At 71.0% G+C, this 297-nt stretch carries 1 protein-coding gene; it reads right to left on the bottom strand.

Annotated elements, in window-relative coordinates; all coding sequences use genetic code 11:
• Nucleotides 1-297: EAL domain-containing protein (locus JHD59_RS22580; RefSeq protein ID WP_199155912.1), on the bottom strand; the 297-nt coding region annotated here is incomplete at both ends.

Below are 297 nucleotides of genomic sequence, written 5' to 3'. Positions count from 1 at the left end.
CCCCCCCCCCCCCCCCCCCCCCCCCCCCCCCCCCCCCCCCCCCCCCCCCCCCCCCCCCCCCCCCCCCCCCCCCCCCCCCCCCCCCCCCCCCCCCCCCCCCTTTTCAAGCAGAAGACGGCATACGAGAGAATTGGCGGAGTCTCGTGGGCTCGGAGATGTGTATAAGAGACAGGTTGAACACCCTCCAGGTGCGGCTTGTTGGAGATCGACGTCACCAGCGACTGGTCGATTTTCAGCTCGGTGAACGGGAAGCGCATCAGTTGCTGGAAGGTGGCGAAGCCGGTGCCGAAGTCGTCG

This window comes from Chromobacterium sp. ASV23 (assembly GCF_016428945.1).
Lineage (GTDB): Bacteria > Pseudomonadota > Gammaproteobacteria > Burkholderiales > Chromobacteriaceae > Chromobacterium > Chromobacterium sinusclupearum.
This window is presented reverse-complemented; position numbering and strand designations above follow the sequence as displayed.